General features: G+C 72.5%; 6 protein-coding genes. 3 read left to right on the plus strand and 3 right to left on the minus strand.

Annotated elements, in window-relative coordinates; all coding sequences use genetic code 11:
• Positions 1-124: 124 nt before the first annotated feature.
• Both ACWCSD_RS47365 and ACWCSD_RS47370 read left to right on the plus strand, forming a co-directional pair.
• Positions 125-856: a carbohydrate ABC transporter permease gene (locus tag ACWCSD_RS47365; RefSeq protein ID WP_449925512.1), complete on the plus strand. Its 732-nt coding sequence runs from the start codon at positions 125-127 to the stop codon at positions 854-856.
• Positions 853-1,659 (plus strand): carbohydrate ABC transporter permease, encoded by an 807-nt coding sequence (locus ACWCSD_RS47370; protein ID WP_397162615.1) that lies wholly within the window; start codon positions 853-855, stop codon positions 1,657-1,659. The genes ACWCSD_RS47365 and ACWCSD_RS47370 overlap by 4 nt, the downstream gene beginning before the upstream one ends.
• An 18-nt stretch (positions 1,660-1,677) precedes the next feature.
• Here the strand turns inward: ACWCSD_RS47370 and ACWCSD_RS47375 are convergent, their stop codons facing one another.
• Positions 1,678-2,334 carry a TetR/AcrR family transcriptional regulator gene (locus ACWCSD_RS47375; protein WP_449925515.1) on the minus strand — a complete coding sequence of 219 codons (657 nt, stop codon included), beginning with the start codon at positions 2,332-2,334 and terminating at the stop codon, positions 1,678-1,680.
• 84 nt (positions 2,335-2,418) lie between these two features.
• The gene (locus ACWCSD_RS47380) at positions 2,419-3,231 is read right to left on the minus strand and encodes an alpha/beta hydrolase family protein (RefSeq protein ID WP_397162617.1); all 813 of its coding nucleotides are present in this window, start codon (positions 3,229-3,231) and stop codon (positions 2,419-2,421) included.
• A 114-nt stretch (positions 3,232-3,345) separates the two neighbouring features.
• On the opposite strand from ACWCSD_RS47380, the gene ACWCSD_RS47385 reads away from it, so the two are divergent.
• Positions 3,346-4,467: a PucR family transcriptional regulator gene (locus ACWCSD_RS47385; RefSeq protein ID WP_449925518.1), complete on the plus strand. Its 1,122-nt coding sequence runs from the start codon at positions 3,346-3,348 to the stop codon at positions 4,465-4,467.
• Here ACWCSD_RS47385 and ACWCSD_RS47390 read toward each other — a convergent pair.
• Positions 4,439-5,220, minus strand: a 782-nt coding sequence (locus tag ACWCSD_RS47390) for a carboxylesterase family protein (protein ID WP_449925521.1), incomplete at its 5' end; no start/stop codon positions are given. The two genes, ACWCSD_RS47385 and ACWCSD_RS47390, sit on opposite strands and share 29 nt — an antisense overlap.

Below are 5,220 nucleotides of genomic sequence, written 5' to 3' on the forward strand. Positions count from 1 at the left end.
CGCCCTGCCAGTCGCCCGAGTCGAACGGCGCCGTCCTGGCCACCCGCGCGCCCTCCCTGGCCGCCGCCTCGGCGATCTGGCGACCGGGGCGTTCAGCCTGACAGAGTGGACCGGTTTCGGGCCGATGGAGTTCGTCGGCCTCGACAATTTCCTCAGAGCAGCCCAGGACACGATTTTTCTGGATTCATTCGTCCATGTCGGCATCTACATCGTGGTGACCATCGTGCTGGAGGTCGCCGTGGGCCTCGTCCTGGCCGGGCTGCTGGTCACCCGGCGCGGCGGGGCGCCCTGGTTCCGGGTCGCCCTGTTCACCCCGGTCATGTTGCCGATGGTGGTCGTGGCCGTGCTCTGGGCGTTCGTCTACAACGCCGACTTCGGCCTGGTCAACGCCTTGCTGGGGCTGGTCGGCGTGCCGGGCGAGGTCTGGCTGGGTGACGAGAGCACGGCGCTCCTGGCCGTCTGCGTCGTCTCCGGGTGGGTGTACGCCGGGTTCTACATGGCGATCTTCTACGCCGCCTTCGCCCAGATCCCGTCGGACGTGGTCGAGGCCGCCCGCCTCGACGGCGCCGGCGAGCCGGCCATCTTCCGCCGGATCAAGGTGCCGATGATCAGGGACGCGGTCGAGGTCTGCCTGCTGCTCTGCGTCACGGGCGGCTTCCAGACGTTCGACCTGTTCTACGTCATGACGGGCGGCGGGCCGTACAACGCGACGGAGATCCCCACCACGTACCTGACCCGGGTGGTCTTCCGCGACGGCGAGGTCGGCTACGGCTCGGCCATGGCGGTGCTGATGACCGCGGCCGTCGTGCTCATCGGCCTGGCGTTCATGCGACTGCGCAGGAGGCCGACCCGATGAGACGGCTCTCGACCGTGCTGCTGGCCGTGGTGTCGGCGGCGTTCTTCCTGCCGCTGCTGTGGATGGTGGCCTCCAGCTTCAAGTCCAACGCGCAGATCTTCGCCGACCCGTTCGCCCTGCCCGGGTCGCTGGACTTCGGCCGCTGGGCCGAGGCGTGGGAGGTCGGCGGCATCGGCGGGTACGCGCTCAACAGCGTGATCGTGACCTCGGTGTCGGTGCTGCTGATCCTGGCGCTGTCGTCGGCGGCGGCGTTCGCGTTCAGCCGCTTCGACTTCCGCGGGCGCGGCCTGTTCATGGGCCTGCTGGCGCTCGGGCTGCTGCTGCCGCTGCAGTCGTACTTCATCGCCCAGAGCACGATGTTCACCGAGCTGGCGCTGAGCGACACCCGGTGGGCGCTGATCATCCCGTACACGGCCATGGGGCTGCCGCTGGCCACGTACCTGATCAAGGTCTACCTGGACGCGCTGCCACGGGAGCTGTTCGAGGCCGCGCACATCGACGGCGCCTCCGACCTGCGGGTCTACCTGCTGATCGCGCTGCCGCTGCTGCGGCCGGGGCTGGCGACCGTGGCGGTGTTCTCGGCGCTGTCCTGCTGGAACGAGTTCCTGCTGGCCCTGCTCTACATCCAGGACGACTCGCTCAAGACGATCCCGACCGGCCTGCTGGCCTTCTCCAGCCGCTACGTGACCGACTACGGCCTGCTGTTCTCGGCCCTGTCGATCATCACGCTGCCGATGATCGCGGTCTACGTGGTGTTCAACCGTCAGGTGGTGAGCGGCATCACGGCGGGCAGCCTCAAATAGCCCCGGGGCCGTTCGTCGTCAGGGGCTCTCCCCGGTGATGCGCAAGGCGAAGTCCGCATAAGTGTCCGCGACTTCGTGCGGTTCGTACGGCAGAGCGGAGTCGTACCAGTTCGCCACGCGCATGCCCATCCCGCTGATCGCGGTCACCGCGAGAAAGGCGTCGGGCACGGCGAAGACGCCCGCGGCGATGCCCTCGTCGATGATGTCGATGAGCAGTTGCCGGCCGGCCGCGCGCAGCATGAGCGCGGGGCCGGCCAGCTCGGGAGACAGGGCGTGCAGCTCGTTGTCGGCCACGACGGCCAGCATGGGGAACTCCGCGTGCGCCAGGACGTGGGCGCGCACCACCCGGCGCAGGCGCGAGGCGGGATCCGCCGGGCCCGCCGCGGCCGCCTCGGTCAGCCGCCGGTGGTGCTCCTCGTGACCGATGCGCACCAGCTCCGCCAGGACGTTCTCCTTGGTCGGGTAGTGGGAGTAGAGCGTCGCCGAGCGGATCTCGCAGGCCACCGCCAGGTCGCGGATGGAGGTGCCGTAGAAGCCCCGCTCGGCGAAGAGCTGCAGCGCCTCGCGCAGGATCCGGCCGGAGGTGCCCTGGAGCAGGATGTGCTCGGGCAGCCGGATCTCGGAGGCGGCGATCCGGCGCTGGGTCGCCAAAGCGGCCGATCGGTCGTCAGTCACGCGCTCATTCTGCCAAGACGCCGCTCCGGCCGGTCTCCTCGCACGTCAGGACGCCGACGGGGCCACGGCCGGAGGGCCCTTCGGTCACTGCGGCACGAGAGCGTTGCGGCGCACGTCCGACCAGGTGCCGTGGTCCAGGCAGATGCCGCAGCCCGGGCCGTGGAACAGGGACCGCGCCTCGGGGTCGTCCATGAGCTGGAAGCGCCACCAGGCCGTGGTGGGCGCGGCGAACGGCCCGGGGTCGCCGACGACGGTGAAGTGGTCGGCGCCGCGCACCTCGCCGTAGATCGCCGGGATGTGGTCCGCGTCGTCGAAGAAGGCCCTGACCAGCCAGGGCCGGACGATGGAGTCGTTCTGACCGGCCATCAGGAAGGCGGGCCCGTGGACGCCGTCGATGTCGGCCAGCGGACCGGGCTGGATGGGCAGGACGGTGTCCACCCGGGCGTCGGCGCCGACGACGATGGCCGCCGCGCCGCCCTGGGAGTGCCCGGAGGCGCCGACGCGGGTCAGGTCGACCTTGCCGTGGAAGGGGCTCGACGGGTCGGCGTCGCGGCGGGCGAGCGCGTCGATCCCGGCCCGCATGGAGACGCCGAGGTTCGACATCGGGGTGTTGGCGGCCGAGACGATGAAGCCGTGGCTGGCCCACTGCAGCAGCAGGTCGCGGTAGACGAGCGGGGCGCCGCCCGTGCCGTTGCCCCACACGATCACCGGGTGGCGGCGGTCGCTGCTCGCGATGTCGCGCGGGTAGTAGAGGGTGTTGACCACGCCGACCTCCACGGCGGTCGCGTAGGGGCCGGGCGCGCCATAGTCCGTGGTCGCGGCGTGGGCGGGAGCCGTGCCGAGTGCGTGCACGACGAGCAGGGCGGTGAGCAGGGCGGTGAGCAGGCGTCGGAACAAGGCGGCCTCCTGACTGGGGGGTTTGCACGAATCCTGTACACGAGGGAGACCGCCGTCTCTCCGCATTCGGGCCAAGAATTGACGGGCCGGTTTGGGCAATGTGACGATCACGGGATGTCCGACCTGCAGAGCCGGATGCAGCCGAGGGTGCGCGGGCTCACCGCCGCGGTGATCGCCCGGTGCGCCGCCGAAGTGCCGTTCTACCGGGAGTTGCCGCCCGAGACCCTGCACGGCGAGGTGGCCGGCTCGGTCTCGGCCGTCCTGACGATCCTGCTGCGCGCGCTCAGCCGCCCCGACGCCATGGGCCCGGCCGACCTGACCCGCGTCATCGAGTGGTCCGCGCGCCGCGCCGAGGACCACCTGCCGCTGGACGCGGCGGTGACCGCCTACCTCATCGGCGCCGAGGTCTGGTGGCAGGCGCTGACCGAGGTGGCCGCGCCGGACGAGCTGGCCGCGGCCGGCCGGCGGATGCTCGGCTGCCTGCGCGCGGCGATGCCCGCCGTCGCCCTGGCGCACCAGCAGGCCCAGGAGGACATCAGGAGCGAGGACAAGCGGGTGCGCCGCGCGCTGATCGGCGCGTTGCTGAGCGGCCACCCGTACGAGAGCCTGGCCGCGGCGGCGGGGGTCGAGGTGGGCCAGGAGCACGAGGTGCTGCTCCTCGACCTGGGACAGCCCGCGCCGCCGGCCCGGCTCGTGCAGTCGGCCCTGGACGCGCACACCGGGACGCTGGTGCTGATGGACCACGTCGAAGGAGTCGCGCTGCTGCCCGGCGGGCACGCCCTGGACGCGCTCCCGGGCAGGCTGGCCACGGCCGTGGGCCGCCCCGTGCCGGCCGCCGCCGCCCGCGCCGCGACGCCCGCGGCGATCCCCGACGCGGCGCGGGAGGCCCGCGAGGTGCTGGACCTGGTGCGCAGGCTCGCCCGGCCGCCCGGCCTCTACCGCCTGGACGACGTGCTGCTCGAACACCAGCTGGCCCGTCCGGGCGCGGGGCTGGCCCGGCTGGCCGCCAAGCTCGCGCCGCTCGACGGCCACCCCCACCTGCTGGAGACGCTGCGGGCCTTCGTCGAGCGCGGCCACAACCGCCGCCGGACCGCGCTCGACCTGCACATCCACCGCAACACGCTGGACTACCGGCTGCGCCGGGTGAGCCTGCTGACCGGGCTCGACCTCGCCGAACCCGCGCAGGCGCGGCTGCTGGCGGCGGCGATCACCGCGCGCGAGCTGACCAGACCCTGAGCTCCTCGTCGCGCGGCGCGTGCACGACGCCCGAGCCCGGCGAGTCGAACACCATGACGGGACGGGAGGAGTCCCACGGCTGCCAGCCCGGATCGCCGGTCGCGGCGAAGGCGACCCAGGCCCGGTGCATCGCGTCGGCCAGTTCCTGCGGGGGCTCGTCGCCGGCCAGCTCGCGCGAGTGCCGCAGGTTGTCGAAGACGAAGCCGATCTCCAGGGCGTGACAGGCGCGCAGGTCCATGACCTTCGTCCGCCACGCGAACTCGTAGACGTGGGCCCGTTCCACACTGTCGGCCAGGCGGTTGACCGGGGCGCGCAGGAGCAGGTCGGTGGCCATCTCGCCGAGCAGCTCACCGGGCGTGGCGCCGGGGCGGGCGGACCGGTAGAGCCGCAGGGCCCGTCCCGGGACGCGCAGCTTGAGCAGGGCCAGGCGGAGCATGAGCCGGCCGACCCGGTCCACGGCTCCGCTCGGGACGAACCAGAGCCGGTACTCCTCCCGGTTGGCGCCGATGAGCAGGGCGGCCTCGACCGGACCGGCGTCCGGCTCGGTCACGATGTGGAAGCCGGGGCCGCCGGTGATCGGGTCCGCCGTGCCGACCACCTCGGTCTGGACGTCGAGCAGCCGCTCCCGGTCGATCGCGGCGAACGCCTCGGCCGTGGCTGTCGAACCAGAGGTTCGTGGCGACCAGGCCGCCGTAGTAGCGGCCGTCGGCGCCGGGCCGCCTGCCGGTGACGCGCCAGGTGAAGTTCCGCACC

The sequence above is a fragment of the Nonomuraea sp. NPDC001684 genome (assembly GCF_053596515.1).